Here is a 24310-nt window from a genome sequence, read left to right on the forward strand (position 1 = left end):
TTCCTGTGTTCTTGTTCTAAGGGGCGGCACTATTCCACTGTGGGAGCTGGCTTGCCTGCGATGGCGGTGTGTCAGCTGGGGATTTTTTACTGATGCACCGTCATCGCAGGCAAGCCAGCTCCCACAGGGTTTTGTGTTGTTACTCAGATCAGGGTTCGAGCACAACCTTCAGCGACTTGTCGCCGCGCTCCATCACTGCAAACGCTTCCTTGAAATCCGCCAGCGCAAACTTGTGGGTCACCACGTCGCGCATGTCGATCTTGCGGTTGCCGATAAAGTCGATGGCCCTTGGGTACATATACGGTCCCAGGTGTGAGCCGAGGATATCCAGCTCCTTGCGGTCGCCAATGATCGACCAGTCCACCGTGGCCTCGTCATTGAACACGCTGAATTCGACAAAGCGTCCCAGCTTGCGCAGCATCGCCAGGCCCTGGTTCACCGCCTTGTGGTGCCCGGTGGCTTCGATATAAATGTCGCAGCCGTAGCCATCGGTGATTTCGCGGATTTTCGCCAGCACATCCACCTCGGCCGGGTTCCACACTTCATCGGCGCCCAGGCGCAGGGCGAGGGCGGCGCGTTCGGGTTTCATGTCCAGCACAATGAGCTTTTTGGGGTTGCGCAACCGCACCGCGCCGATGATGCCCAGGCCCAGGGTGCCGGCGCCGGCGACCACCACGATGTCGTCATGGTCGACATTGGCGCGTTCCGCCGCGTGCAGCGAGCAGGCCAAGGGTTCGATCAGGATCGCTTCATCGGGGGCGATGGATTCCGGTACTTTGTGGATGATGCCTTCCTTGGTGAAGATCATGTATTGGGCCATGGCGCCCTGCACATTGTTCTGGAAGCCATACAGGTCGTGCTTCTGGCACATCCAGTACTGGCCGTGGTTGCAAAAGCGGCAGCCCCAGCACGGCACGATCTGCTCGGAGATCACCCGGTCGCCCACGGCCACGCCGCGCTTCTCGGCGCCTGGGCCAAGGGCGACCACGCGGCACACGAACTCATGCCCGGGGATCATCGGTGGCTTCACGTAGCGCGGTTGTTCGGCATCGCCCCAGAACGACGGCGCGCCGCGATAGGTCTTGATATCGCCCATGCAAATGCCGCACAGCTCGACTTTGGTCAGGATCTCGTCGGGGCCGGGGGTGGGCACGTCGACGGTTTCCAGGCGGTAGTCTTCCGGGCCGTGGCAGACCACAGCCTGCATGGTTTTCGGGATGCTCGGGGCGAGTTGTTCAGGTGTGCGTTCGGTGACAGTGGACATGACAAAACCTCACGACATAACGATGAATTACTGAATGCTGTAACCGCCGTCGATCACCATGTTGGCGCCGGTGATCATCTGCGCGGCATCGCTGAGCAGGTACAGCGCCAGCCCGGCGATTTCTTCCGGCTGGGCAAAGCGACCTGCCGGGATCTGCAATTTGGCCCGCTCACCCACCTCGCCGGCCCAGGCTTTTTTACCCAGAGCGGTTTCGACGATGGTGGGGGAGATAGCATTGACGTTCACCTGCGGCGCCCACTCCATAGCCAATACTTTGGTCATGCCGACGATGGCGGCTTTGCTGGCGCAGTAGGCGACGTGACGGTCCAGGCCAATCACGGCGGCCTGGGACGCCAGGTTGACGATGCGCCCGCTGCCCTGGGCGATCATGTGCCTGGCGCAGGCCTGAGCCATGAAAAAGCTGGCCTTGAGGTTGATGTCCAGGGTGGTGTCCCAGGCGCTTTCGCTGACGTCGATGGCCTTGTCCAGCAGCACCACGCCTGCGCTGTTGATCAGGTAATCCAGGCGCTGGAAATGTGCGAACACCTTGTCGACGGTCGGTTGTATCTGGTCGATCTTCCCGAGGTCGACGGCAATGCCCAGGTGCCCGGCACCCAGGCTGGCGGCCACCTCAACCACGGCCGGATCGCGGTCCAGCAGCGCCACCCTTGCGCCGCGTTCCGCCAGCAAGGTGGCGCAGGCCAGGCCGATGCCGGCGGCGCCACCGGTGATCACCGCGCAACGGCCGCTGAGGTCGAAGGCTTGGTTCCAGAAACCAGACATGAATGACTCCCGATACAGATCAAAAGGTAGAACTCGGTCCAATGTGGGAGCTGGCTTGCCTGCGATTGCATCAACCCGGTCTACCTGATGCACCGAGGTGCCTGCATCGCAGGCAAGCCAGCTCCCACAGTTGACTGTGTTTCAAGCCACTGACTACTTACCGCCGCTGACTTGCTTGTACAGCGCATCCGCATTGGCATTGGTCACCGGCACCCAGGGCAGGATGTAGTTCTTGGCTGTGCCGTCGGCCCATTTCACGTCCTTGGCGTAGCGCTCCCAGATCACCGATTGCGGCTTGTAGTCCTCGCCTGCCAGGGCGCGCAGGGCCACGTCCAGTGCGCCTTGGGATTGGGCCTGGGCATCCTGGAGGAAGGTGGTGACTTCGTCCTTTTTCGCCGCCTGGATCGCATCCGGCATGCCGTCGATAGAGGTAACGGGCACATCCTTGGCGGTGAGGCCATGGGACTTCAAGGCCTGCACGGCGCCCAGGGCCATGTCGTCGTTCTGGGCGATCACGCCATTGATGCCCTTGGGGTGGGCGTTGAGCCAGTCTTCGGTGAGGGTCATGGCCTGGGCGCGGTCCCAGTTGGCGGTTTTCTTTTCGATGATCTTGATGTCCGGGTGTTTGCCCAGCACTTCCAGCTCGCCTTTTTCCCGGTCGATCTGCGCCGACTGGCCAATCGGGCCTTGGATGATCACCACGTTGCCCTTGCCGTTGAGCTTGTCGACCATGGCCTGGGCCTGCAGGCGGCCGCCTTCCACGTCGTCGTTACCCACATACGGCACGCTGGCATCGGCTACTTTCGTATTGGAGGCGATGACCACCACGTCGTTGCTCATGGCGGCCTTGACGGTGCCGACGCCGGCCTTGGTATCAATCGGCACGAACAGAATCGCGTCGTAGCGTTGGGTCACCATGTTTTCGATCTGGTTGTTCTGGGTCAGGGCGTCGTAGTTGCCGTCGAACACGGTCAACTGCACGGTGCCATCCTTGACGGCCGGATGCTCCTTGAGCTCACGAACCCAGTTCTGCATGAACTGCCCCTTGAGGCCATAGACGGCTGCGCCGATCTTGTAGGTCTTGCCGTCGGCGGCCAGGGCGATACTGCTGGCGAGCAGGGAGAGGGCCGCCGCGGCGGCCAGGGTGGTACCCAGTTTCATAAGTAGAACTCCGGTTATTGTTATGGGTCGTTCTTCAGCGTTTCTTCTTGCGCCACACGTCGATCAGTACTGCGAACACAATGATCAGGCCCTTGGCGACCTGCTGGTAATAGGAGGACACGCCGAGCAGGTTCAGGCCGTTGTTGATCACGCCGATCAACAGGGCCCCGAACAAGGTGCCGACAATGCTGCCGGTACCGCCCGACAGGCTGGTGCCGCCGATCACCACCGCGGCAATCGCGTCCAGCTCATAGGAAACCCCGGCCTGGGGCAGCGCAGAGGTAGTGCGTGCCGACAGCACCACGCCGGCCAACCCGGCGAGCAGGCCCGAGACCACGTACACCGAGAACATCACCTTGCGCACGCCAATGCCGGAGGTGCGTGCGCTTTTTTCATTGCCGCCCACCGCATACACATAACGGCCGTAGGTGGTGTAGCGCAGCACCATCCAGAAAATAAGCGCGACCACGGCGAAGATGATGATCGGCACGCCCACCGGGCCGACCTTGCCGATGCCCAGGGCCAGGTAGGCGTCGGGCAGGTCGGTGATCGGGCTGCCGTCGTTGAGAATAAAGGTCATGCCCCGCGCGATGCTGAGCATGCCGAGGGTGGCCACGAACGGCGGGATCGACAGGTTGGCGATCATGAAACCATTGACCACCCCGAGCATCGCGCCGGCAAACATCCCTGCGCTGACCGCCGCCAACAGGCCATAACCCTGGGTGGCGACCATGGCGCTGCACAACCCGGCGAACGCCAGGATCGACCCCACCGACAGGTCGATACCCTTGGTCAGGATCACATAGGTCATGCCCACGGCGAGAATGCCGTTGATGGAGGTCTGGCGCAGGATGTCCATCCAGTTGCGCCAGGTCATGAAGTACTCACTGGAAAACGCCATCACCACGCACAGCAGGATAAACACCAGCGGCAGGCCGAAGCGGTCGAGGGACAGGCGCAGGCGGTTGCGCGGCGCGGCGGTAACGGGGGCAACGATGGTTTTGGCATTCATGAGGCAAGACTCAACAAGGCTTCCTGGGAAAGGGCGGTGTCGGTGCTGATAGTGACCAGCCGGCCACCTTTGAAGACGGCGATGCGGTCGCTCAAGTGCAGCAGTTCCGGTGCTTCTGACGACACCAAAATGGCTGCGCCACCGGCCCGCACAAACTGGTCGAGCAGGTGGTAGATCTCCTGTTTGGCGCCTTCGTCGATGCCGCGGGTGGGTTCATCGCAGAGCAGGCACACCGGTTCCGTGGACAGGCATTTGGCGAGCACCACCTTTTGCTGGTTGCCGCCGCTCATGGACGCTACCGGCAGCTCCAGGGAACTGGTCTTGATCTGCAGGCGCTTGACCATCTCCTCGGCCAGTTGCGCCTCTTTGCGTGCGTTGATCAGCGACCAACTCGACAAGCGCTTATAGGCCGACAGTGCAATGTTCGACAGGATGCTGCCGGTCAGCACCAGGCCGCTGTCCTTGCGGTCTTCGGTGACCAGCGACATGCCGGCGTCGATGGTCGCCTTGGGCTGCCCGATGGGCATGGGCTTGCCTTGCAAGGTAACGCTGCCGGCATCCGCCACGGTCAGGCCGTAGATGCAATTGAGGAATTCACTGCGCCCGGAGCCCATCAACCCATAAATGCCGAGGATCTCGCCACGGCGCAGTTGCAGGCTGATGTCGTGGAACTCACCGTTGCGGCTCAGGTGGTCGGCCTGCAGGCAGGTGCTGGCCGCGCATTCGCGGCCCACCTTGTGGTCGATGCGCGTCAGTTCCTGGCCGACAATGCCGCGCACCAGGTGGTCGCGGTCGATATCGGCCATGCGCCCGCTTTCCACAAAGGCGCCATCACGGAAGATGCTGTAGTCATCGGCGATCTGCGCCAGTTCGCTCAGTCGATGGGACACGTACACGATGCCGGCACCGCGTGCGGTAAGGCGGCGAATCGCCTTGAACAGGGTTTCGGCCTCGCGCTCGCCGATGGCCGAGGTGGGCTCGTCCATGATCATCACCTGGCAGTCATGGCTGAACGCCTTGGCGATTTCCACCAGTTGCATCTGCGCCACGCTCAAGCGGTGCATGGGGCTGGTGGCGTCGACGTCGAACTCCAGGCTTTCGAGCAGTTCGCGGGTGCGGCGGTTGAGGGCCTTGCTGTCGACGATGCAACCGGCGCGGCGCGGTTCGCGGCCCAGCCAGATGTTTTCGGCGACGGTCATGTAGGGGATGGGTTCGAGCTCCTGAGTGATCATTGCGATCCCCGCGGCCAAGGCTTCACTCGGACGATTGAACTGCACCGGTGCGCCGTTGAGCACAATGCTGCCGGCGTCACGCTGGGTGATGCCCATCAGGATGCTCAGGAAAGTCGACTTGCCGGCGCCGTTGCCACCACACAGGGCGTGGACGCTGCCGGCGCGCAGAGAAAGGCGCCCGTCGCGCAGGGCTGGCACCCCGGCGTAAGCCTTGGCGACATGTTCAGCCTGGAGCAGTAATGGCGTGGCCATCGGCGTGTCCTCGTGCTGTGAATTCTTATTAGGTCGCACAGTCATGTTTCGCTGTGATCATATGTGTATCAAATGAAATTCTGATCAGTCAATCTCTTTCACTTAAAAGGTGTGATTCTCATCTTTGACGTGGTTATTGCCTTGGTATAGGGCTTTGACTGGCAGGTCAGTTAAATCTCGCTTGACAGTAAGGGGTTAATGCTTGCGAAATGAGTGAGAGATATTTCACTAAGTGATCATTTGATCAGTGGAGTTTGGCGCCATGAACACACCTTTCCCGGTGGCTATCGGATGTGATGAAGCGGGTTTTGAGCTCAAAGAGTTGTTGAAGCGCCATATCGAGGCGTTGGGGTACCCGGTCACCGACTTCGGTACGCATTCAACGGCGCCGGTGCTGTACCCGGACATCGCTCTGGCCGTGGCCACCGCCATCAATGCCGGGCAACAGCGCCTCGGCGTGCTGGTATGCGGCACCGGCATAGGCATGGCCATCTCGGCCAACAAAGTTCTGGGCATCCGTGCGGCCCAGGCTCATGACACCTACTCGGCGGAGCGGGCGCGCAAGAGCAACGATGCGCAAATCCTCTCCATCGGTGCGCGGGTCATCGGTGCGGAGTTGGCCAAAAGCATCGTCAGTGCGTTTTTGGCCTCGGAGTTCGAAGCGGCGCGGTCCGGGGCCAAGGTCGAGCGCATCAATGCGATCGAGCGCGATGGGCATCAGTAGTGGACGGCGCAGGGCAAGAGTCGGGAGAATGCGCCTTTGACGCCGAAACGGAAGCCCGTCCCCATGAGTGACAGTACCCAGCGCATGGCCAGTGATATCGATCAGATGACCGAAGTGGCGATGCTCTATTACCTTGAGAACGTCACTCAGGAGGCCATTGCCAAGCGTTTTGACCTGTCGCGGGCAAAAGTCAGCCGCCTGCTCAAGCGTGCGCGCGATGAAGGGATTGTCGAGGTGCGCGTGCTGCAGCACCCGGCAATGAACAACGAGCTGGAACGGGCGCTGGTGGAGCGCTTCAAGCTCGACCGCGCCTTGATCGCGGTCGACCACAGCGACCCCGACACCCAGCGCTCGGCGGTCGCCAGCCTGGTGGCCAACTACCTCAACAAGACCCTGGGCGACGGCATGATCGTTGCGGTGGGCATGGGGCGTAACGTCGGCGCGGTGGCCGATAACGTGTTTCTGCCGGTGACCCGCAACTGCACCTTCGTGTGTGCCATCGGCGGTTCGCTCAAGGCCGGTGAATACATGAACCCTGACCACATCTGCCGGCGCCTGGCCCTGCGCTTTGGGGGTGAAAGTGAAAGCCTCTACGCCCCAGCGCTGGTGGCCAACCCCGAGCTGCGCGGGGTGCTGATCAACAACGACACGGTGCGCTCCACCCTTGACCGCGCACGCCGCGCTGACATTGCCTTGATCGGCATCGGCGACATGAGCGAGAACAGCAACATGGTGCGCATGGGCTGGTTCTCGCCCCAGGAAATCGCCCAGGCGCGCCTGTCTGGCACTGTGGGCGACATGATGGGCTATGACTTTATCGACATTCACGGCCAGCCGGCGGTCAACGCCATCCAGGGGCGGGTGATCGGGTTGACGGTGCAGGAGCTGTTTCGCATCCCGGACGTGGTGGCGATTGCCAGTGAGAACACCAAGGCGGCGGCGACCTTGGGGGCGTTGCGCTCGGGAGTGATCAATACGCTGGCGACCACCGTCACCAACGCCCACACCATCCTGGCGTTGGACGATGCCACTCGTAAAACCTGATACAGATCGTTCCCACGCTCCAGCGTGGGAACGCATCCTGTGACGCTCCGCGTCACCCTTGCGCGGGTGGGACGCGGAGCGTCAAAGGCGGCATTCCCACGCGGAGCGTGGGAACGATCAACACCGAGGTGCCTGCATCGCAGGCAAGCTAGCTCCCACAAGTATTGGTGTGCTTCTGATAGGGGGCTACAGGTTTTGTAATAGTTTTGCGCTGTAGGAAATTTGTATTTCAAATGTAGGATTCAAGTCCTTTTGTCATTTCAGGACTTGCATGAACACCCTCTCGGAGCCTCCCAGTCGTCTTTCCCCAAGACAACCGCTGTCGCTGTTCCCGCTGAAGCACCCCGTATTCCGTCAACTAACCTTGTCTCGGTCGTATGACCGCACTTTGCCGTGCCCGGCGTTCTGAACACTTTAAAGACAGAGAATTTATAAATGGAATGGTTAGCGGATCCTACGGCCTGGCTCGGCCTTGCGACCTTGATTGTGCTGGAACTGGTGCTGGGTATCGACAACCTGGTGTTTATCGCGATCCTGGCGGACAAGCTGCCACCGGAGCAGCGTGACCGTGCACGTTTGATCGGTTTATCCCTGGCGCTGCTGATGCGCCTGGGCCTGTTGGCGAGTATTTCCTGGTTGGTGACCCTGACCCAGCCGCTGTTCGAGGTGTTCGACAAGAGCTTCTCGGGCCGTGACCTGATCATGCTGTTCGGCGGTATATTCCTGCTGTTCAAGGCCACCATGGAATTGCATGAGCGCCTTGAAGGCCATGTGGCGCAGCACAAGGGCAATGTGGCTTACGCGATGTTCTGGCCGATCGTCGCGCAAATCGTGGTGCTGGATGCGGTGTTCTCCCTCGATGCGGTGATTACCGCCGTGGGCATGGTCGACGAGCTGGCGGTGATGATGATCGCGGTGATCGTGTCCATCGGCCTGATGATCGTGGCGAGCAAGCCGCTGACCCGTTTCGTCAATGCGCATCCGACCGTGATCATGCTGTGCCTGGGCTTCCTGATGATGATCGGCTTCGCCCTGACCGCCGAAGGCTTGGGCTTCCATATTCCCAAGGGCTACCTGTACGCGGCTATTGGCTTCTCGATTCTGATCGAGGTGTTCAACCAGATCGCCCGGGCCCGTCGCAAAAAATCGGCACAGGGTGTGTTGCCGGTGCGTGAGCGTACCGCCCATGCGGTGATGCGCTTGTTGGGCGGCCGCAGCCTGGCGGTGGAAGAGGTGGGTGAAGACGTGGCTGACCTGCTGGGCGAGCCGGATGCTGCGCAGGGGCCGCTGTTTGATCGACGCGAACGGGTGATGATCAGCGGTGTGCTGCAACTGGCCGAGCGGCCGATTCGCACCCTGATGACCCCAAGGGCCAAGGTTGACTGTATCGACCTGGCGGACGACCCCGAGACGACGCGTCTGAAACTGATGCACTCGTCCTACTCGCGTCTGCCGTTGATCCGTAACGGTGCAGTGGATGAGCCTTTGGGCTTTGTACACAAGAAAGAACTGCTCAAGGAATACCTGGCTGGCAACGAGCCGAACCTTGCGCACTTGGCGCGTCGGGCGATCAACCTGCTGGAAAGCTTTTCGATCCTCAACGCCCTGGAGCAGATGCGCCAGGAGTCCACCCACATTGCTTTCGTGATCAACGAATTCGGCGACTTCATGGGTGTATTGAGCATGACGGATATTCTGGAATCCATCGCCGGTGAATTGCCCGATGCCAGCGAAATCGAAGGGCCGGACATAGTCGAGGACGGCGATGGTTTCCGTGCCAATGGTGCCTTGAACCTCAACCTGCTGCGTCAGCGTACGGGCTTCAAGGCTGCGGCTACCGAGGACTATCAAACCTTGGCGGGGTTGGTGATGAGCCTGCTCGACCGCCTGCCGGCGGTGGGCGATAGCCTGGAGCATGAAGGCTGGCGTTTGACCGTGGCTGAAGTGGAAGAGCGCCGGGTGACGCAAGTGCACTTGCGCCCTTGCTCAGGTCATAACGGCTGAAGATGTCTTTTACGCACTGTTCTTGACTTTCCCAAGGGCCGAAGCCTTTGAATATGTCTGCCAGGACGCCGTCCACGTAGACTAAAAGCGTCGGGGTGCCTGGAACGTCAGGGTGCTTCGGCGTATTTGCACAATCCAGTATCAGGCTGACTATCCAGGGATGCTTCCAGGCGGCCTGCTCGAAGTAGTCGCAGGCCTGCGCGCAAGCGGGGCAGTCATCTAAGAAAAACAGAATAAACACCGGACGCGGTGTGTTCAGTACCCGATTGAACTCTTTGGCGCTAGAAATTCTGCGCGTGGCGACTCCCATGTCGATCCCCCTTCCGGCCGTATTGGTTTTTGCCAACGCTAAGCCGGTGGGTCGTCACCGTCTACTGTCAACCTTCACAGGTGCGCGTCACTTGCACTCGACCCGTCTAGGTGCGCTGTAACACCGTTGTGGGGCGTTGCGTAGCACTGCCATGCGACGACGGCGCAACGCTGTTTATCTCTGCAATCACTATCACGCTGATCCATAACGCATTTATTACCCCCATAGGTTTCCTCCAGCGTCTGTGGCACACTTTCTGCTGTCTATTCCGTTGTTACATACCAAGTTCCGGTATAGCGGAATACACAATCCCTGGAGTGCTTGTCATGCATCACCGACCTTCCGTATTCAAAGCGTGTGTTTTTCTCGTCGCTGCATCGGCTTCCTTCGCCAGCCTGGTGCAGGCGGCGGACAGCAAGCTCGATGATGTGCTCAAGCGTGGGCACTTGATCGTAGGTACAGGCAGTACCAATGCGCCGTGGCACTTCCAGGGAGCGGATGGCAAGTTGCAGGGATTTGATATCGACATCGGCCGCATCGTGGCCAAAGGCTTGTTCAATGACCCGAGCAAGGTGGAGTTTGTGGTGCAGTCGTCCGATGCACGTATTCCCAACCTGCTCACCGACAAGGTCGACATGAGCTGCCAGTTCATCACCGTCACCGCCAGCCGTGCGCAGCAGGTGGCCTTCACCCTGCCGTACTACCGGGAAGGCGTCGGCCTGCTGCTGCCCAACAACAGCAAGTACAAGGAAATCGAAGATCTCCAAGCCGCAGGTGATGACGTTACCGTGGCAGTGCTGCAAAACGTATACGCCGAAGAGTTGGTGCACCAGGCGCTGCCCAAGGCCAAGGTCGACCAGTACGACAGTGTCGACTTGATGTACCAGGCCGTGAACTCAGGTCGCGCCGATGCCGCCGCCACCGATCAGTCCTCGGTCAAATACCTGATGGTGCAGAACCCTGGCCGCTACCGCAGCCCCACCTACGCCTGGAGCCCGCAAACCTACGCCTGCGCGGTCAAGCGCGGCGACCAGGACTGGTTGAACTTCGTCAATACCGCGCTGCACGAAGCCATGACCGGTGTGGAGTTCCCCACCTACAAAGCTTCGTTCAAGCAGTGGTTCGGCGTGGACCTGCCAGAACCGGCGATTGGTTTTCCCGTGGAATTCAAGTGACCCGCAACAATAGGGGCGTGCCTGAACATGCCCCCTTCAGGTGCTGCTGACCATGAACTATCAGTTGAACTTTGCCGCCGTCTGGCGTGATTTCGACACCTTGCTGGCGGGGCTCGGCCTGGGGTTGCAGTTGGCGTTGCTGTCGATCGCCATCGGCTGCGTGATCGGCCTGTTGATGGCGTTTGCCATGCTCTCCAGGCACCGTGCGTTGCGTATTCTTGCCTCGGTGTATGTGACGGTGGTGCGCAACACCCCAATCTTGGTGTTGATCCTGTTGATCTACTTCGCCTTGCCCTCCCTGGGTATTCGCCTGGATAAGATTCCCTCGTTCATCATCACCCTGTCGCTGTATGCCGGCGCCTATCTCACCGAGGTATTCCGCGCAGGCCTGGTGAATATTCCCAAGGGCTTGCGGGAAGCCGGCCTGGCCATCGGCCTGGGCGAGTGGCGGATTCGCGCTTACATCACCGTGCCGGTGATGCTGCGCAACGTGCTGCCGGCGCTGTCGAACAACTTTATCTCGCTGTTCAAGGACACCTCCCTGGCCGCTGCGATCGCGGTGCCGGAGCTGACCTATTACGCCCGCAAGATCAACGTCGAAAGCTATCGGGTGATTGAAACCTGGCTGGTCACGACCGCGCTCTACGTGGCTGCCTGTTACCTGATTGCCATGCTGCTCCGTTACCTGGAACAGCGTTTGGCTATCCGTCGTTAAGGAAGGGTCCCATGTACGAATCCCCCAGTTGGCTGCATGAATTGTGGATCGCCCGCGAGACCCTTTGGGCTGGCTTTCAGGCAAGCGTGGCGGTCTCGGCGCTGGCGATTGTCTTTGGCACCCTGATCGGCATCGTCGCCGGGTTGATCCTCACCTACGGCAAATTCTGGATGCGCGCGCCGTTCCGTCTGTATGTCGATTTGATCCGTGGCACGCCGGTGTTTGTACTGGTGTTGGCGTGTTTCTACATGCTGCCGGCCCTTGGCTGGCAAATCAGTGCGTTCCAGGCCGGTGCGGTCGGGCTCACCTTGTTCTGTGGCTCCCATGTATCGGAAATCGTGCGCGGCGCGCTGCAAGCCATTCCCCGTGGGCAAATGGAAGCGGGTAAGGCGATTGGCCTGACGTTTTATCAGTCCCTGGGCTACGTGCTGTTGCCCCAGGCGCTGCGGCAGATTTTGCCGACCTGGGTCAATTCCTCCACGGAAATTGTCAAGGCTTCCACCTTGCTGTCGGTGATCGGCGTGGCCGAATTGCTGCTCAGTACTCAGCAGGTGATCGCGCGCACCTTCATGACCCTGGAGTTCTACCTGTTCGCCGGTTTTCTGTTCTTTGTCATCAACTACGCCATCGAATTATTCGGGCGCTACATTGAAAAACGGGTGGCCTTGCCATGAACCAAGCTCAAACCAACCCAGCGCTGCTGGACATTCGTGGCCTGCGTAAACAATACGGCCAGGTGGAAGTGCTCAAGGGCGTCGACCTGTCCATGCAGCGCGGCAATGTGGTGACGTTGATCGGCTCCAGCGGCTCGGGCAAGACCACCTTGCTGCGCTGCGTGAACCTGCTGGAGGAGTTCCAGGGCGGGCAGATCACCCTGGATGGCGAGTCCATTGGTTACAGCGATGTTGGCGGCAAGCGCGTACGCCACCCGGAGCGGGTGATCGCCCAGCACCGCGCAATGACCGGCATGGCGTTCCAGCAATTCAACCTGTTCCCGCACCTGACTGCGCTGCAGAACGTTACCCTCGGCTTGCTCAAGGTCAAGAAGATGGGCAAGGATGAAGCGGTAGCCCTGGCCGAAAAATGGTTGGACCGCGTCGGCCTGCTGGAACGCCGCAATCACTTTCCCGGCCAATTGTCCGGCGGCCAGCAACAACGTGTGGCCATTGCCCGGGCCATTGCCATGAACCCCAGCCTGATGCTGTTCGATGAAGTCACCTCGGCCCTCGACCCGGAGTTGGTGGGCGAAGTGCTCAGCGTGATCAAGGGGCTGGCGGAGGAGGGCATGACCATGTTGTTGGTCACCCACGAGATGCGCTTTGCCTATGAAGTTTCGGACCAGATCGTGTTCATGAACCAGGGCCGCATTGAAGAGCAGGGCAGCGCGAAAGATATATTCGAGCGGCCGCAGTCGCCGCGCCTGGCGGAATTTCTCAAGAACATTCGTTTTTAACAAGGAGCAACTATATGAGCATTACTCGTTACGGCACCGGCAGCACCGCAGGTGGCGGCCAGCCACGCCCGTTCGCCCGTGCTGTGGAAGCCGATGGCTGGCTGTACGTGTCGGGCCAGGTACCTGCGGTGGACGGTGAAATCATCAACGGCGGCATCATCGAGCAAACCCGCCAGACGATGCGCAACGTGGTGGCGATCCTCGAAGAGGCCGGCTACGAGCTCAAGGATGTGGTTCGGGTGGGCGTATGGTTGGAAGACCCACGGGACTTCTGGAGCTTCAACAAGGTGTTCGGCGAATACTTCACCCCGGAACACGCCCCGGCGCGTGCCTGTGTGCAGGCCAATATGATGGTCGATTGCAAGGTCGAGATTGATTGCGTGGCCTACAAGAAAAAGGCCTAACTGATCATTCCCACGCTCTGCGTGGGAATACCGCCTTGGACGCTCTGCGTCCGCGCTTGTGACGCAGAGCGTCACCGCATGCATGCCCACGCAGAGCGTGGGAACGATCATCTGGAACGGGACCGAGTACTGCCATGACCGAAGACACCATCAAACGCCGCGCCAAAGGCCTGGACCGTGCGTTCGATATCCTCGATTTTCTCAAGGAAATCGGCCAGCCCCTGCGCCCGAATGATATTGCCAGCGGCATCGGCAGCCCCAAATCCACGGTCTACGAACTGGTGGCGTCGTTGCTGGAGCGGCGCATCCTGGAGACCGTGGGCAAGGAAGGCCACGTGTACCTGGGGCGTCAGCTGTATTTCCTTGGCCAGGCACACTTGCGTCACTTTGACCTGACCCGCGAGGCCGACCACGCCTTGCAGGAGATCGTCAGCCAGACCCACGAAACCGCACAGATGTGCCTGCTCAACGGGCGCAAATACACGGTAGCGCTGATGCGCGAGGGCCAGCGGCATTTCCGTATTTCTTCGGATATCGGTGAAAACGCCCCCATTCCCTGGACCGCCTCGGGGCGCTTGTTGCTGGGGCATTTGAGCGATCAGCAGATCGTCGACCTGATCGATCCCGACGACTTCATCCTGCCGGACGGCCTGCGCCTGCCGCTGGACACTTTCCTGGCGCAGATCCGCCAGGCCAGCCTGGATGGGTTCTTCTCCTTCGACAGTGTGGCCGACACCTTCACCCATTGTTTTGCCGCCCCGGTGCGCGATGCCCAGGGCATCAGCATCGCGACTCTGTGCATCGTCGCCCCCCGGGCTGATGCGAGTAAAAACTACCACGACTATCGCCGGGTACTGATCGACAGTGCCAACAGCCTGGCCCGGCGCATCAACGAATAGGAGTTTTCCATGTCTGCCCTCAACGCCGTTGAAAAAGGTGCCGCTGCCGTCGGTGCCCATTTGGTTCGCGATGTCAGCCTGCCGGCCCTGGTGCTGCACCGTGACGCCCTGGAACATAACATCCGCTGGATGCAGGACTTTGTCCGCAGCAGCGGCGCCGAGCTGGCGCCCCACGGCAAGACCAGCATGATGCCCGCGCTGTTCCAGCGCCAGATCACCGCCGGTGCCTGGGGCATCACCCTGGCTACCGCCGTGCAGACCCGCGCCGCCTACGCCAGCGGCGTGCGTCGCGTGCTGATGGCCAACCAACTGGTGGGCGCAGCGAACATGGCCTTGATCGCGGACCTGCTGGCCGACAAGGATTTTGACTTTCATTGCATGGTCGATCACCCGGACAACGTTGCCGACCTGGGCCTGTTCTTCGCCGCCCGTGGTCAGCGCCTCAATGTGATGATCGAGTATGGCGTGGTCGGTGGCCGGTGCGGCTGTCGCAGCGAGCAGCAAGTGCGCGATCTGGCCAAGGCGGTCCAGGCCCAGCCGGCCTTGGCCCTCACCGGTATCGAGGGTTACGAAGGCGTGATCCACGGCGAGCACGCCATCAGTGGTATCCGCGCCTTCGCCGCCAGCCTGGTGAGCCTGGCGGTCGAGCTGCAAGACAGCGGCCTGTTCGACCTGCCCACGCCGATCATCACCGCATCGGGCTCGGCCTGGTACGACCTGATCGCCGAGTCGTTCGAAACGCAGAACGCCGCCGGTCGTTTCCTCAGCGTGTTGCGCCCAGGCAGTTACGTGGCCCACGACCATGGCATCTACAAAGAGGCGCAGTGCTGTGTACTCGAACGCCGCAGCGACCTCAACGAGGGCCTGCGCCCGGCAATGGAAGTCTGGGCGCATGTGCAGTCGTTGCCGGAGCCTGGTTTTGCGGTGGTTGCCCTGGGCAAGCGCGACGTGGCCTACGACGCCGGTTTGCCGGTGCCACTCAAGCGCTACAAGGCCGGGATCGTGCCGGCGCAAGGTGATGATGTGAGCGGGTGCAAGGTCACGGCGGTAATGGACCAGCATGCGTTCATGACCGTGGCGCCCGGGGTTGAATTGCGTATTGGCGACATCATTTCCTTTGGTACGTCCCACCCTTGCCTGACCTTTGATAAATGGCAGGTGGGGTGCCTGGTGGATGAGCAGTTGCAGGTGGTCGAGTCTCTGCGTACCTGCTTCTAGACCGAGTCGCGGCTATCGCAGCGATGCGGCGACCCGACAAGCCAGCTCCCACAGTGACCGCGTTTTAACTGAAGGAATGCAGTCGAATGCGGGAGTCGGGCTTGCCCGCGATGGGGCCCTCCAGCACACCTGAGAACTTTGCCATGAACACCCACCCCCGCATCGCCCTCATCGGCGAATGCATGATCGAACTGCAACACCGCGCCGACGGCAGCCTGCACCAGAGCTTCGGCGGCGACACCCTGAACACTGCGGTGTACCTGCGTCGCGAGCTGGGCGATGCCGGCAGCGTTGACTACGTCACCGCCCTGGGCGATGACAGCTTCAGCGATGCCATGTGTGAGCATTGGCACGCCGAAGGCCTTGGCCTGGGCAGGGTCCAGCGTCTGCCTGGGCGCCTGCCGGGCTTGTATTGCATCCAGACTGATGCCCAGGGCGAACGTAAATTCCTCTACTGGCGCAACGAAGCGGCCGTGCGCGACTGCTTCACCACGCCTGCCGCCGAGCCGGTCCTGGCGGCATTGCCGGGCTATGACGTGGTGTATTTCAGTGGCATTACCCTGGCGGTGCTGGGAGACATCGGGCGTGAGCGCTTACTGCAGGCGCTGATCGAAGCCCGCCAGCGTGGCGCCAAGGTGGTGTTCGATAACAACTACCGGCCCAGGCTGTGGGCCGATGTGCAAACGGCCCGTGAGGCGTATCGCAGGGTGTTGGCCGCAGTGGACATTGCCTTGTTCACCGAGGATGACGAACGCGCGTTGTTCGGCTATGAGGATAGCGAGCAGGTGTTTGCGGCGTATCCCTCGATTGCAGAAGTAGTGCTCAAGCGGGGAGCGGATGCGTGCCTGATTCGTTGCGCGGGCGAGCGCTTTGCGGTGCCGGCGTTGAAAGTGGAGAAGGTGGTGGACACCACGGCGGCGGGGGATTCGTTCAGTGCGGCGTATCTGGCCAGTCGGCTCAACGGTGGTTCGCCCCAAGACGCCGCACTGGCGGGGCATCGGTTGGCGAGCCGGGTGATTCAGGTGCCGGGGGCGCTGATACCGAGATGATCACTGATCGTTCCCACGCTCTGCGTGGGAGCGCAGCCCGGGACGCTCCGCGTCCCAGAAACGGACGCAGAGCGTCCAGTGAGGCATTCCCACGCAGAGCGTGGGAACGATCGGATGTGGGAGCTGGCTTGCCTGCGATAGCGGACTGAAGCCATCCACTCAATCGCGGTAAAACACCTGCACCAGGTGATAGCCAAACTTGCTCTTGATCGGCCCGTGCACCACCTTCACCGGTTTCTTGAAGATCACCGCATCAATCGCCCCCACCATCTGCCCGGGCCGCACTTCGCCCAGGTCACCACCGCGTTTGCCCGACGGGCAGGTGGAGTACTTCTTGGCCAGCACATCAAAGGCTTCGCCTTTGGCAATACGCTGCTTGAGTTGTTCGGCTTCTTCGCTGGTTTTCACCAGGATATGACGGGCTTGGGCTTTCATGGGGCTCTACCAGCTGTGCGACGGCGCGCGATTATGCCTGAACTCAGGCCTCGACGCCGATCATGCTACGGATTTTGTTGGCCAACAGGTCAATGGAAAAAGGCTTGGCGACCATGTCCATGCCGTCCTCCAGGAACCCCTGGCGTTCGGCGGCTTTCTCGGCATAACCGGTCATGAACAGCACGCGCAGGCCGGGGCGATGCTGGCGGGCGATTTCCGCCAGTTGCCGGCCGTTCATGCCGGGCAAGCCAACGTCGGTCACCAGCAAGTCCACGCGCAAATCCGATTCCAGCAACGGCAGCGCCGCACGCGCATCCGCCGCCTGGTGAGCGGTATAGCCCAGTTCGTCGAGTACATTGACCACCAGCATACGCACCGCCGGGTCGTCCTCGACCACCACCACCGCTTCACCGGCCAGGGCCACGGGGGCTTCGGTCAGGCTGGTAGGCAGGCTGCTTTCCAGTGCGGTGCCATACAAACGCGGCAGGTACAGGCGCACGCAGGTGCCCTGGCCCGGTTCGCTCTGGATGGTCACGTGGCCGCCGGATTGCTGGGCAAAACCGTAGATCATCGACAACCCAAGGCCAGTGCCTTGGCCGATGGGTTTGGTGGTGAAGAACGGGTCGAACGCCTTGGCGAGGATTTTCGGCGCCATGCCGCTGCCGTTGTCGCTCACGCCAAGCATCACATAGTCGCCAGCCTTGACCGGTTCCAGGGTGGTGATGTCGGTGCCGTCCAGGTAACTGTTGGCGGTTTCGATCAGCAGCTCGCCGCCGTCGGGCATGGCGTCGCGGGCGTTGATCACCAGGTTGAGCAGGGCGTTTTCCAATTGGCTGGCATCGGTGTTCACCGGCCAGGTGTCCTTGCCCAGTTTTACCTTGAGTTCGATATGCGCGCCCTTGGTGCGCCGGAACAGGTCTTCCAGGGACGCCACCAGTTGGTTGGGGTCGGTGGGGCGACGGTCCAGCGACTGGCGTCGCGAGAACGCCAGCAGCCGGTGGGTGAGGGCGGCGGCGCGGTGGGCGGAGGACACGGCGGCATCGGCAAAACGGCCGATATCGTCGCTGCGTCCGGCGGCAATGTAACGCTGCATCAGGTCGAGGCTGCCGATGATGCCGGTGAGCATGTTGTTGAAGTCATGGGCGATACCGCCGGTGAGCTGGCCGACCGCTTCCATCTTCTGCGCATGGCGCAGGGCATCTTCGGCACGCTCGCGCTCGAACATCTCGTTTTGCAGGCGCTGGTTGGCTTCGGCCAGCGCCTGGGTGCGCTGGGCCACGCGTTCTTCAAGGTTCTCGTTGAGGTGGCGCAGGGCTTCTTCGGTGAGCTTGCGTTCGGTCTCGTCGATCACAAAGATGTAGAAACCATTCACCGAACCGTCACTGCTAAAGCGCGGCAGGTACTTCATCAGTGCATGGCGCGGGCGGCCATCGCGATGAGGCGTCACCGTCATGAAGCTGCACGCCTTGCCCTTGAGCGCGGCGGCAATCTTGTCTGCGCGCCCGGCATACACCTCGTCGCCAAGTACTTCGCGGATGGTTTTGCCGTACAGCTCCTGGGGCGTCTTGCCGTACCAGTCCAGGTAAGCGCTGTTGTTGAGGCGAAAGCGCTGGTCGTGGTCAACGTAGCCGATCAACACCGGCATGGCGTTGATGATCAGTTGCAGCTCGGTCTGGCTCTGGCGCAGGGCTTGCTCGGTGTTTTTACGCTCGGTGAGGTCCAGCGCGGCGCCGAGGAAACGCGCAGGCCGGCCCTGTTGATCCTTGTAGCAGCGGCCACGGGCGAACACCCAGCGCACCTGGCCGTCGGCTTGCAGCAAGCGATACTCCTCGGCGTATTCGGTGCCATGGGTAATGCAATGCTTGATGCTGCGCGTCACCGTTCCCCGGTCCTCAGGGTGCACACCATGCAGGTAGGCGCTGATGGGCAGCAGGCTCGAATCGTTGGGGTCGACGCCATGCAGGTAGGCGAAATGGGCGTCGGCGATGAAACGGTCTTCGCCGATATCCCAGTCCCAGGTGCCTACCGCGTCGGTGGCCGCCAGTGCCAGTTGCAGGCGCTGCTCGGTGTTGTGCTGGGCCTTGAGGCTGGCTTCGGAGCGCTGTTGCAGTTCGAGGGTTTTGCTGCGCCGCTCATTGGTTTCAATGGCCGTGACCAGGATGCCGGCCACCCGGCAGCTTTCATCGCGCACCGGGCTGTAGGTCAGGTCGAGCCATATCTCGGTGTCGCGGCCCTCGCGTTGCAGCACAAAGCGTTGCTCGCTGAAGGTGCGCACCTGGCCGCCGAGCACGGCGTCGTAGACCGGCGCGGCGAAGCTTTCCAGTTCGGGCCAAGTGTGGTGCGCCGGCTGGCCCAGAGCGCCGGGGTGCTTGCCGCCTATCAGGTGGGCAAAGCCATCGTTATAGAGTTGTATGAGGTGTGGGCCCCACAGCAGCACCATTGGCATGGGTGAATGCACGACGATATCGACAGCAGTGCGCAGGCTTTGCGGCCACTCAGTGGCCTCACCGAGGGGGCTTTGCGCCCAGTCCAGCCGCCTGATCAATGCAGCGGCTTCGCTACCGGTGGATGTTCCATTCATAAAAAGCCCTGAGCCTGACGCTTTGAAAAATGACAACACCCATTGTCCCAAGGAACGACAACGGGTGGCTACCCCGGAAAAATAGCATGCCTTGAGGGTTTTTCTTCAAAACGCTGTGTCAGCGCTGAAACCTTTCATCTAATCGGCCAGCTCAGCTCTGTGGCGAAATTGCTCCAGTGCCTGGGGGTTGGCCAGGGCATCGGTGTTTTTCACCGGCTCGCCATGCACCACATTGCGCACCGCCAATTCGACGATTTTGCCGCTGATGGTGCGGGGGATATCCGTGACAGCGAGGATCTTCGCCGGCACGTGCCGCGGTGTGGTGTTGGCGCGAATCACCTGGCGGATCTGCTGTTGCAGCGCCTCGTCCAGTTCAATTCCATCATCCAGGCGCACAAACAGCACCACGCGCACGTCGTCCTGCCAGCGTTGACCGATGGCGAGGCTTTCCAGCACCTGCGGGACCTTTTCCACCTGGCGATAAATCTCGGCGGTGCCAATGCGCACGCCGCCGGGGTTGAGCACCGCATCGGAACGCCCGTGGATCAACAGGCTGCCGTTGGCGCGTTGCTCGGCATAGTCACCCTGTGCCCACACGCCGGGGAACTGGCTGAAATACGAGGCGCGCAGTTTTTGCTGTTGCGGGTCATTCCACAGCCCGATGGGCATGGCAGGGAAGTGCCGGGTGCACACCAGTTCGCCTTTCTCCCCGATCAGGGGCCGGCCCTGGTCGTCCCACACTTCGATGGCCATGGCCAGGCTCTTGCACTGCATTTCACCGCGCCGTACCGGCAGCACCGGGTTGCCGATCACAAAGCAGGAGACAATGTCGGTGCCACCGGACATCGAGGACAGGCACAGCTCAGCCTTGATCTCGCGGTACACGTAGTCGTAACTCTGGGGCGACAACGGCGAGCCGGTCGAAATCAGACCCTTGAGGCTGCCCAGGTCGTGGCTCAAGCGCGGCTGCAACCCGGATTTTTCCAGGGTGGCGAGAAATTTGGGGCTGGTGCCGAACACGCTGATTTTTTCCGCATCGATCAGGTCGATCAAGCGTTCGGGGCCGGGATGGAACGGCGAGCCGTCGTACAGCACCGCGGTGGCGCCGATCGCCAGCACCGACACCAGCCAGTTCCACATCATCCAGCCGCAGGTGGTGTAGTAGAACAGGCAGTCCTCGCGGTTCAGGTCGGCATGCAGGCCGTGTTCCTTGAGGTGCGTCAGCAATACGCCGCCCGTGCCGTGGATGATGCACTTGGGGATGCCGGTGGTGCCGCTGGAATAGAGGATATACAGCGGGTGATCGAACGGCACCGCGACAAATTCCGGTTCGCCGCCGGCTTGATAGAAGTCGTCCCACAGCGCGACGTGGGCGTGGGTGGCGTAGTCCCCAGCCTGCGCCTCGGGCTTGGCGTAAGGCACGATGATCAGCTGTTGCAGGGAGGGCAGGCGTTCGAGGATTTCATTGAGCTTGGCGCTCTGGTCGATGCGCTTGCCGGCATAGCGGTAGCCTGCGCAGGTGATCAGCACCTTGGGCTCGATCTGGCCGAAGCGGTCGATGACGCCCTGGGTGCCGAAATCTGGCGAGGAGCACGACCAGATCGCACCGAGGCTGGTGGTGGCGAGCATGCCGACCAGGGTTTGCCAGGTGTTGGGCATACACGCGGCCACCCGGTCACCCAGGCCGACCCCTGCCGCCCGCAGGCTTTTTTGCAGGCCGGCCACGTGTTCCGCCAGCTGCGCATAGCTCAATTGTTCACGTTGGCCGTCTTCGCTGACAGCCACCACAGCAGGATGATCGTCGCGGCGGCGCAACAGGTGTTCGGCAAAGTTCAGGGTGGCGCCGGGAAACCATTGGGCGCTGGGCATCTCGATGTCTTCGATCAGGGTCACCGTGGGCGGGCTGCGAAACTGCACGTCAAAGAACGCGACAATCGCCTGCCAGAAGTCCGGGCGTTGGTCGATGCTCCATTGGTGCAGGGCGGGGTAGTCGTGGAGCTGCACGCCGTGGCGTTGGTTGATGAAGCGGCGGAACTGATCCATGCGCGTGTTGGCGATGCGTTCCGGGGACGGTTGCCAGAGGATGTCGGACATAAGCTGCCTCTTCTCGTTCCCACGCTTCGCGTGGGAATGCCTGACTGGACGCTCTGCGTCCACTTTTGGGGCGCGGAGCGCCCCGGTCTGCGTGCCCACGCAGAGCGTGGGAACGATCATCACGGGTTTACTGGGCCAGCCAGCCACCATCGATGTTCCAGGCCGCGCCGCGCACCTGGGCACCGGCTTCACTGCACAAGAACAACACCAGCTCCCCGAGCTGCGACGGCGTCACAAACTCCAGCGACGGCTGTTTCTCCGCCAGGAGATCCTGCTGCGCTTGCTGTGGGTCGACCCCGGTAGCCACGCGATCATCAATCTGCTTCTGCACCAGCGGCGTCAGCACCCAGCCCGGGCAGATGGCGTTGCAGGTGACATTGCTGGTGGCGGTTTCCAGGCCCACCACCTTGGTGAGGCCGATCACCCCATGTTTGGCCGCCACATACGCCGCCTTGCCCACTGAGCCGACTCGCCCATGCACCGAGGCGATATTGACGATGCGCCCCCAGCCCTTGGCCTTCATGCCCGGCAAGCTCAGGCGTGTGCTGTGGAACACCGAGGACAGGTTGATGGCGATGATCGAATCCCAGCGCTCCACAGGGAAGTCTTCTACCGCTGCCACATGCTGGATACCGGCATTGTTGACCAAGATGTCCACGCCACCGAACTCGCGCTCGGCGTAGGCGAGCATGTCGGCGATTTGCGCGGGGTCGCTGACGTCTGCCGGGTGATGCCCGACCTTGCCGCCAAACGCCTGTACCTGGGCGATCACCGCGCTGGCGTCGCCGAAGCCGTTGAGAATCAGGTTGGCGCCGGCCTTGGCCAGGCTCAGGGCAATCCCTAAGCCGATGCCGCTGGTGGAGCCGGTGACCAGGGCGGTCTTGCCATTCAAAGTTGTCATGAAAACCTCACACAATGCCGGTGGCGTAGAAAGTGCCGATCACCACGAACACCGCAAGGGTCTTGATGATCGTGATGCCAAAAATGTCCTTGTAGGCTTCGCGGTGGGTCAGCCCGGTGACGGCCAGCAGGGTGATCACCGCGCCGTTGTGGGGCAGGGTATCCATGCCGCCGCTGGCCATGGCCGCGACCCGGTGCAGCACCTCAAGGGGGATATTGGCCGCGTGGGCGGCTGCAATAAAGCTCTCGGACATCGCGGCGAGGGCGATGCTCATGCCGCCGGAAGCGGAGCCGGTGATACCGGCCAGCAAGGTCACGGTGATCGCTTCGTTGACCAGCGGGTTGGGGATGCCCTTGAGCCAGTCCGCCAGTACCAGAAAGCCTGGCAGCGAGGCGATTACTGCGCCAAAGCCGTATTCCGAGGCGGTGTTCATTGCCGCTAGCAGCGCACCGCTGACCGCACTTTTACTGCCTTCGGCCAGCTTGCTCCTGATCGCCGAGAAGCCGAACACCAGCACCACGACAATCCCCACCAGCAACGCCGCCTGCACCGCCCAGATCGCGGTGAGCTTGGCGATTTCGGTGGTCACCGGCGCGCTCATGCCCGGCAGGCTGAGGCTGTGGGTCTTGCCGTACCACTGCGGGATCCAGTGGGTGAACAACAGGTTCATCACCCCCACCAGGATCAGCGGCGACAACGCGAGCCACGGGTTGGGCAGGCTCAGGTTGTCGGCGGTTTCGGGCTCATTGCGCAACTCGGTGCCATAACCTTCACCGGCGCGCTGGGCCTTGTTGCGCTGGCGTGCGAGGTAGAGCATACCGGCGCAAAACACGAAGATCGTGCCGATCAGCCCTAGCCACGGCGCCGCCCAGGCGGTGGTGTTGAAGAAGGTGCTGGGGATGATGTTCTGGATCTGCGGCGTACCGGGTAGGGCGTCCATGGTGAACGAGAACGCACCGAGGGCGATGGTCGCCGGGATCAGGCGCTTGGGGATATTGCTCTGGCGGAACATCTCGGCGGCAAACGGGTACACCGCAAACACCACCACGAACAGCGACACACCACCGTAGGTGAGCAGGGCGCAGACCAGCACAATCACCAGCATCGCTTGGCGCGTGCCGAGCAAGCGGATCGCAGCGGCGACGATCGAGCGCGAAAACCCCGACAGCTCAATGAGCTTGCCGAACACCGCACCGAGCAGGAAGACCGGGAAATACAGCTTGATAAAGCCGACCATCTTTTCCATGAACACCCCGGTAAAGGCAGGGGCGACAGCGGACGGGTCGGTGAGCAGCACCGCGCCAAGGGCGGCGATGGGGGCGAACAGGATAACGCTATAGCCACGGTAGGCGGCCAGCATCAGCAGCGCGAGCGCGGCCAGGGCAATGATCACACTCATGGTGTGTCTCCATCGGATTGTTATTGTTGTGGGGTAACACTGGGAAACGCTATAGCTAAATGCGTGCCAAGCGTATAACTGTTTGAAAAATAACGATTTAATGGATGTTAATTCAGGCGCTGTCTCCATTGTGAGACTGTGTGCTGGCGGGGTGTGATCAAACCAACTCGATTTCCAAAGCACGCGCTGCGGCGCCGTCTG

21 protein-coding genes are annotated in these 24310 nt (G+C 61.4%); 11 read left to right on the forward strand and 10 right to left on the reverse strand.

Annotation, left to right across the window (positions count from 1 at the left end; all coding sequences use genetic code 11):
* Positions 1 to 148: 148 nt before the first annotated feature.
* The 5 genes from GH769_RS08315 to GH769_RS08335 form a co-directional block, all read right to left on the reverse strand.
* Positions 149 to 1264 carry an erythritol/L-threitol dehydrogenase gene (locus tag GH769_RS08315; RefSeq protein ID WP_019817618.1) on the reverse strand — a complete coding sequence of 372 codons (1116 nt, stop codon included), beginning with the start codon at positions 1262 to 1264 and terminating at the stop codon, positions 149 to 151.
* A 27-nt stretch (positions 1265 to 1291) separates the two neighbouring features.
* Positions 1292 to 2047 carry an SDR family oxidoreductase gene (locus GH769_RS08320; protein WP_020301588.1) on the reverse strand — a complete coding sequence of 252 codons (756 nt, stop codon included), beginning with the start codon at positions 2045 to 2047 and terminating at the stop codon, positions 1292 to 1294.
* A gap of 153 nt (positions 2048 to 2200) precedes the next feature.
* Complete coding sequence (locus GH769_RS08325) at positions 2201 to 3208, reverse strand: substrate-binding domain-containing protein (protein ID WP_014718192.1); 1008 nt, start codon at positions 3206 to 3208, stop codon at positions 2201 to 2203.
* Between the two features lie 34 nt (positions 3209 to 3242).
* The gene (locus GH769_RS08330) at positions 3243 to 4220 is read right to left on the reverse strand and encodes an ABC transporter permease (protein WP_014718193.1); all 978 of its coding nucleotides are present in this window, start codon (positions 4218 to 4220) and stop codon (positions 3243 to 3245) included.
* Positions 4217 to 5704 carry a sugar ABC transporter ATP-binding protein gene (locus GH769_RS08335; protein WP_153649612.1) on the reverse strand — a complete coding sequence of 496 codons (1488 nt, stop codon included), beginning with the start codon at positions 5702 to 5704 and terminating at the stop codon, positions 4217 to 4219. The genes GH769_RS08330 and GH769_RS08335 overlap by 4 nt, the downstream gene beginning before the upstream one ends.
* A 262-nt stretch (positions 5705 to 5966) precedes the next feature.
* Here GH769_RS08335 and rpiB point away from each other — a divergent pair, with 262 nt between their 5' ends.
* The 11 genes from rpiB to GH769_RS08395 all read left to right on the forward strand — a co-directional run bounded on the left by rpiB (position 5967) and on the right by GH769_RS08395 (position 16699).
* Positions 5967 to 6428, forward strand: coding sequence for a ribose 5-phosphate isomerase B (gene rpiB, locus GH769_RS08340; protein WP_019817614.1), 462 nt, complete (start codon positions 5967 to 5969; stop codon positions 6426 to 6428).
* A gap of 63 nt (positions 6429 to 6491) precedes the next feature.
* Complete coding sequence (locus GH769_RS08345) at positions 6492 to 7472, forward strand: sugar-binding transcriptional regulator (RefSeq protein WP_003191835.1); 981 nt, start codon at positions 6492 to 6494, stop codon at positions 7470 to 7472.
* A gap of 435 nt (positions 7473 to 7907) precedes the next feature.
* Positions 7908 to 9476 (forward strand): TerC family protein, encoded by a 1569-nt coding sequence (locus GH769_RS08355; RefSeq protein ID WP_032903872.1) that lies wholly within the window; start codon positions 7908 to 7910, stop codon positions 9474 to 9476.
* 636 nt (positions 9477 to 10112) lie between these two features.
* Positions 10113 to 10961 carry a transporter substrate-binding domain-containing protein gene (locus tag GH769_RS08360; RefSeq protein WP_019817613.1) on the forward strand — a complete coding sequence of 283 codons (849 nt, stop codon included), beginning with the start codon at positions 10113 to 10115 and terminating at the stop codon, positions 10959 to 10961.
* 52 nt (positions 10962 to 11013) lie between these two features.
* Positions 11014 to 11676, forward strand: a complete 663-nt coding sequence (locus GH769_RS08365) for an amino acid ABC transporter permease (RefSeq protein ID WP_019817612.1) — start codon at positions 11014 to 11016, stop codon at positions 11674 to 11676.
* Between the two features lie 11 nt (positions 11677 to 11687).
* Positions 11688 to 12350: an amino acid ABC transporter permease gene (locus GH769_RS08370; protein WP_014718199.1), complete on the forward strand. Its 663-nt coding sequence runs from the start codon at positions 11688 to 11690 to the stop codon at positions 12348 to 12350.
* Positions 12347 to 13129 (forward strand): amino acid ABC transporter ATP-binding protein, encoded by a 783-nt coding sequence (locus GH769_RS08375; RefSeq protein ID WP_020301585.1) that lies wholly within the window; start codon positions 12347 to 12349, stop codon positions 13127 to 13129. Before GH769_RS08370 ends, GH769_RS08375 begins: the two co-directional genes overlap by 4 nt.
* Positions 13130 to 13143: 14 nt before the next feature.
* A complete protein-coding gene (locus tag GH769_RS08380; protein ID WP_003191822.1) occupies positions 13144 to 13533 on the forward strand; it encodes a RidA family protein in 390 nt (129 codons plus the stop codon).
* A 134-nt stretch (positions 13534 to 13667) separates the two neighbouring features.
* Positions 13668 to 14432, forward strand: a complete 765-nt coding sequence (locus tag GH769_RS08385; RefSeq protein ID WP_014718201.1) for an IclR family transcriptional regulator — start codon at positions 13668 to 13670, stop codon at positions 14430 to 14432.
* Positions 14433 to 14441: 9 nt separating this feature from the next.
* Positions 14442 to 15650, forward strand: coding sequence for an amino acid deaminase (locus GH769_RS08390; RefSeq protein WP_014718202.1), 1209 nt, complete (start codon positions 14442 to 14444; stop codon positions 15648 to 15650).
* 143 nt (positions 15651 to 15793) lie between these two features.
* Positions 15794 to 16699 carry a sugar kinase gene (locus tag GH769_RS08395; RefSeq protein WP_032903896.1) on the forward strand — a complete coding sequence of 302 codons (906 nt, stop codon included), beginning with the start codon at positions 15794 to 15796 and terminating at the stop codon, positions 16697 to 16699.
* Between the two features lie 159 nt (positions 16700 to 16858).
* Here the strand turns inward: GH769_RS08395 and GH769_RS08400 are convergent, their stop codons facing one another.
* The 5 genes from GH769_RS08400 to GH769_RS08420 form a co-directional block, all read right to left on the reverse strand.
* A complete protein-coding gene (locus GH769_RS08400) occupies positions 16859 to 17134 on the reverse strand; it encodes a peptidylprolyl isomerase (protein WP_003174397.1) in 276 nt (91 codons plus the stop codon).
* Positions 17135 to 17177: 43 nt separating this feature from the next.
* A complete protein-coding gene (locus GH769_RS08405) occupies positions 17178 to 19715 on the reverse strand; it encodes a PAS domain-containing protein (RefSeq protein ID WP_032903871.1) in 2538 nt (845 codons plus the stop codon).
* Positions 19716 to 19853: 138 nt separating this feature from the next.
* Positions 19854 to 21809 (reverse strand): acetoacetate--CoA ligase, encoded by a 1956-nt coding sequence (locus GH769_RS08410; RefSeq protein WP_032903870.1) that lies wholly within the window; start codon positions 21807 to 21809, stop codon positions 19854 to 19856.
* A 127-nt stretch (positions 21810 to 21936) separates the two neighbouring features.
* On the reverse strand, positions 21937 to 22710 hold the full coding sequence (locus tag GH769_RS08415; protein WP_032903869.1) for a 3-hydroxybutyrate dehydrogenase: 774 nt from the start codon (positions 22708 to 22710) through the stop codon (positions 21937 to 21939).
* A gap of 7 nt (positions 22711 to 22717) precedes the next feature.
* A complete protein-coding gene (locus GH769_RS08420) occupies positions 22718 to 24109 on the reverse strand; it encodes a GntP family permease (RefSeq protein ID WP_032903867.1) in 1392 nt (463 codons plus the stop codon).
* Positions 24110 to 24310 lie beyond the last annotated feature (201 nt).

Origin of the sequence: Pseudomonas sp. CFSAN084952, assembly GCF_009648855.1 — a bacterium.
Classification (GTDB): Bacteria; Pseudomonadota; Gammaproteobacteria; order Pseudomonadales; family Pseudomonadaceae; genus Aquipseudomonas; species Aquipseudomonas paracarnis.

Bases quoted from the DNA above. Each gene is read 5' to 3' on its own strand.
- rpiB (WP_019817614.1), top strand. From the start codon at position 5,967: ATGAACACACCTTTCCCGGTGGCTATCGGATGTGATGAAGCGGGTTTT.
- GH769_RS08315 (WP_019817618.1), bottom strand. From the start codon at position 1,264: ATGTCCACTGTCACCGAACGCACACCTGAACAACTCGCCCCGAGCATC.
- GH769_RS08365 (WP_019817612.1), top strand. From the start codon at position 11,014: ATGAACTATCAGTTGAACTTTGCCGCCGTCTGGCGTGATTTCGACACC.
- GH769_RS08410 (WP_032903870.1), bottom strand. From the start codon at position 21,809: ATGTCCGACATCCTCTGGCAACCGTCCCCGGAACGCATCGCCAACACG.
- GH769_RS08360 (WP_019817613.1), top strand. From the start codon at position 10,113: ATGCATCACCGACCTTCCGTATTCAAAGCGTGTGTTTTTCTCGTCGCT.
- GH769_RS08335 (WP_153649612.1), bottom strand. From the start codon at position 5,704: ATGGCCACGCCATTACTGCTCCAGGCTGAACATGTCGCCAAGGCTTAC.
- GH769_RS08400 (WP_003174397.1), bottom strand. From the start codon at position 17,134: ATGAAAGCCCAAGCCCGTCATATCCTGGTGAAAACCAGCGAAGAAGCC.
- GH769_RS08330 (WP_014718193.1), bottom strand. From the start codon at position 4,220: ATGAATGCCAAAACCATCGTTGCCCCCGTTACCGCCGCGCCGCGCAAC.
- GH769_RS08320 (WP_020301588.1), bottom strand. From the start codon at position 2,047: ATGTCTGGTTTCTGGAACCAAGCCTTCGACCTCAGCGGCCGTTGCGCG.
- GH769_RS08355 (WP_032903872.1), top strand. From the start codon at position 7,908: ATGGAATGGTTAGCGGATCCTACGGCCTGGCTCGGCCTTGCGACCTTG.
- GH769_RS08405 (WP_032903871.1), bottom strand. From the start codon at position 19,715: ATGAATGGAACATCCACCGGTAGCGAAGCCGCTGCATTGATCAGGCGG.
- GH769_RS08370 (WP_014718199.1), top strand. From the start codon at position 11,688: ATGTACGAATCCCCCAGTTGGCTGCATGAATTGTGGATCGCCCGCGAG.
- GH769_RS08375 (WP_020301585.1), top strand. From the start codon at position 12,347: ATGAACCAAGCTCAAACCAACCCAGCGCTGCTGGACATTCGTGGCCTG.
- GH769_RS08395 (WP_032903896.1), top strand. From the start codon at position 15,794: ATGAACACCCACCCCCGCATCGCCCTCATCGGCGAATGCATGATCGAA.
- GH769_RS08415 (WP_032903869.1), bottom strand. From the start codon at position 22,710: ATGACAACTTTGAATGGCAAGACCGCCCTGGTCACCGGCTCCACCAGC.
- GH769_RS08420 (WP_032903867.1), bottom strand. From the start codon at position 24,109: ATGAGTGTGATCATTGCCCTGGCCGCGCTCGCGCTGCTGATGCTGGCC.
- GH769_RS08380 (WP_003191822.1), top strand. From the start codon at position 13,144: ATGAGCATTACTCGTTACGGCACCGGCAGCACCGCAGGTGGCGGCCAG.
- GH769_RS08390 (WP_014718202.1), top strand. From the start codon at position 14,442: ATGTCTGCCCTCAACGCCGTTGAAAAAGGTGCCGCTGCCGTCGGTGCC.
- GH769_RS08345 (WP_003191835.1), top strand. From the start codon at position 6,492: ATGAGTGACAGTACCCAGCGCATGGCCAGTGATATCGATCAGATGACC.
- GH769_RS08385 (WP_014718201.1), top strand. From the start codon at position 13,668: ATGACCGAAGACACCATCAAACGCCGCGCCAAAGGCCTGGACCGTGCG.
- GH769_RS08325 (WP_014718192.1), bottom strand. From the start codon at position 3,208: ATGAAACTGGGTACCACCCTGGCCGCCGCGGCGGCCCTCTCCCTGCTC.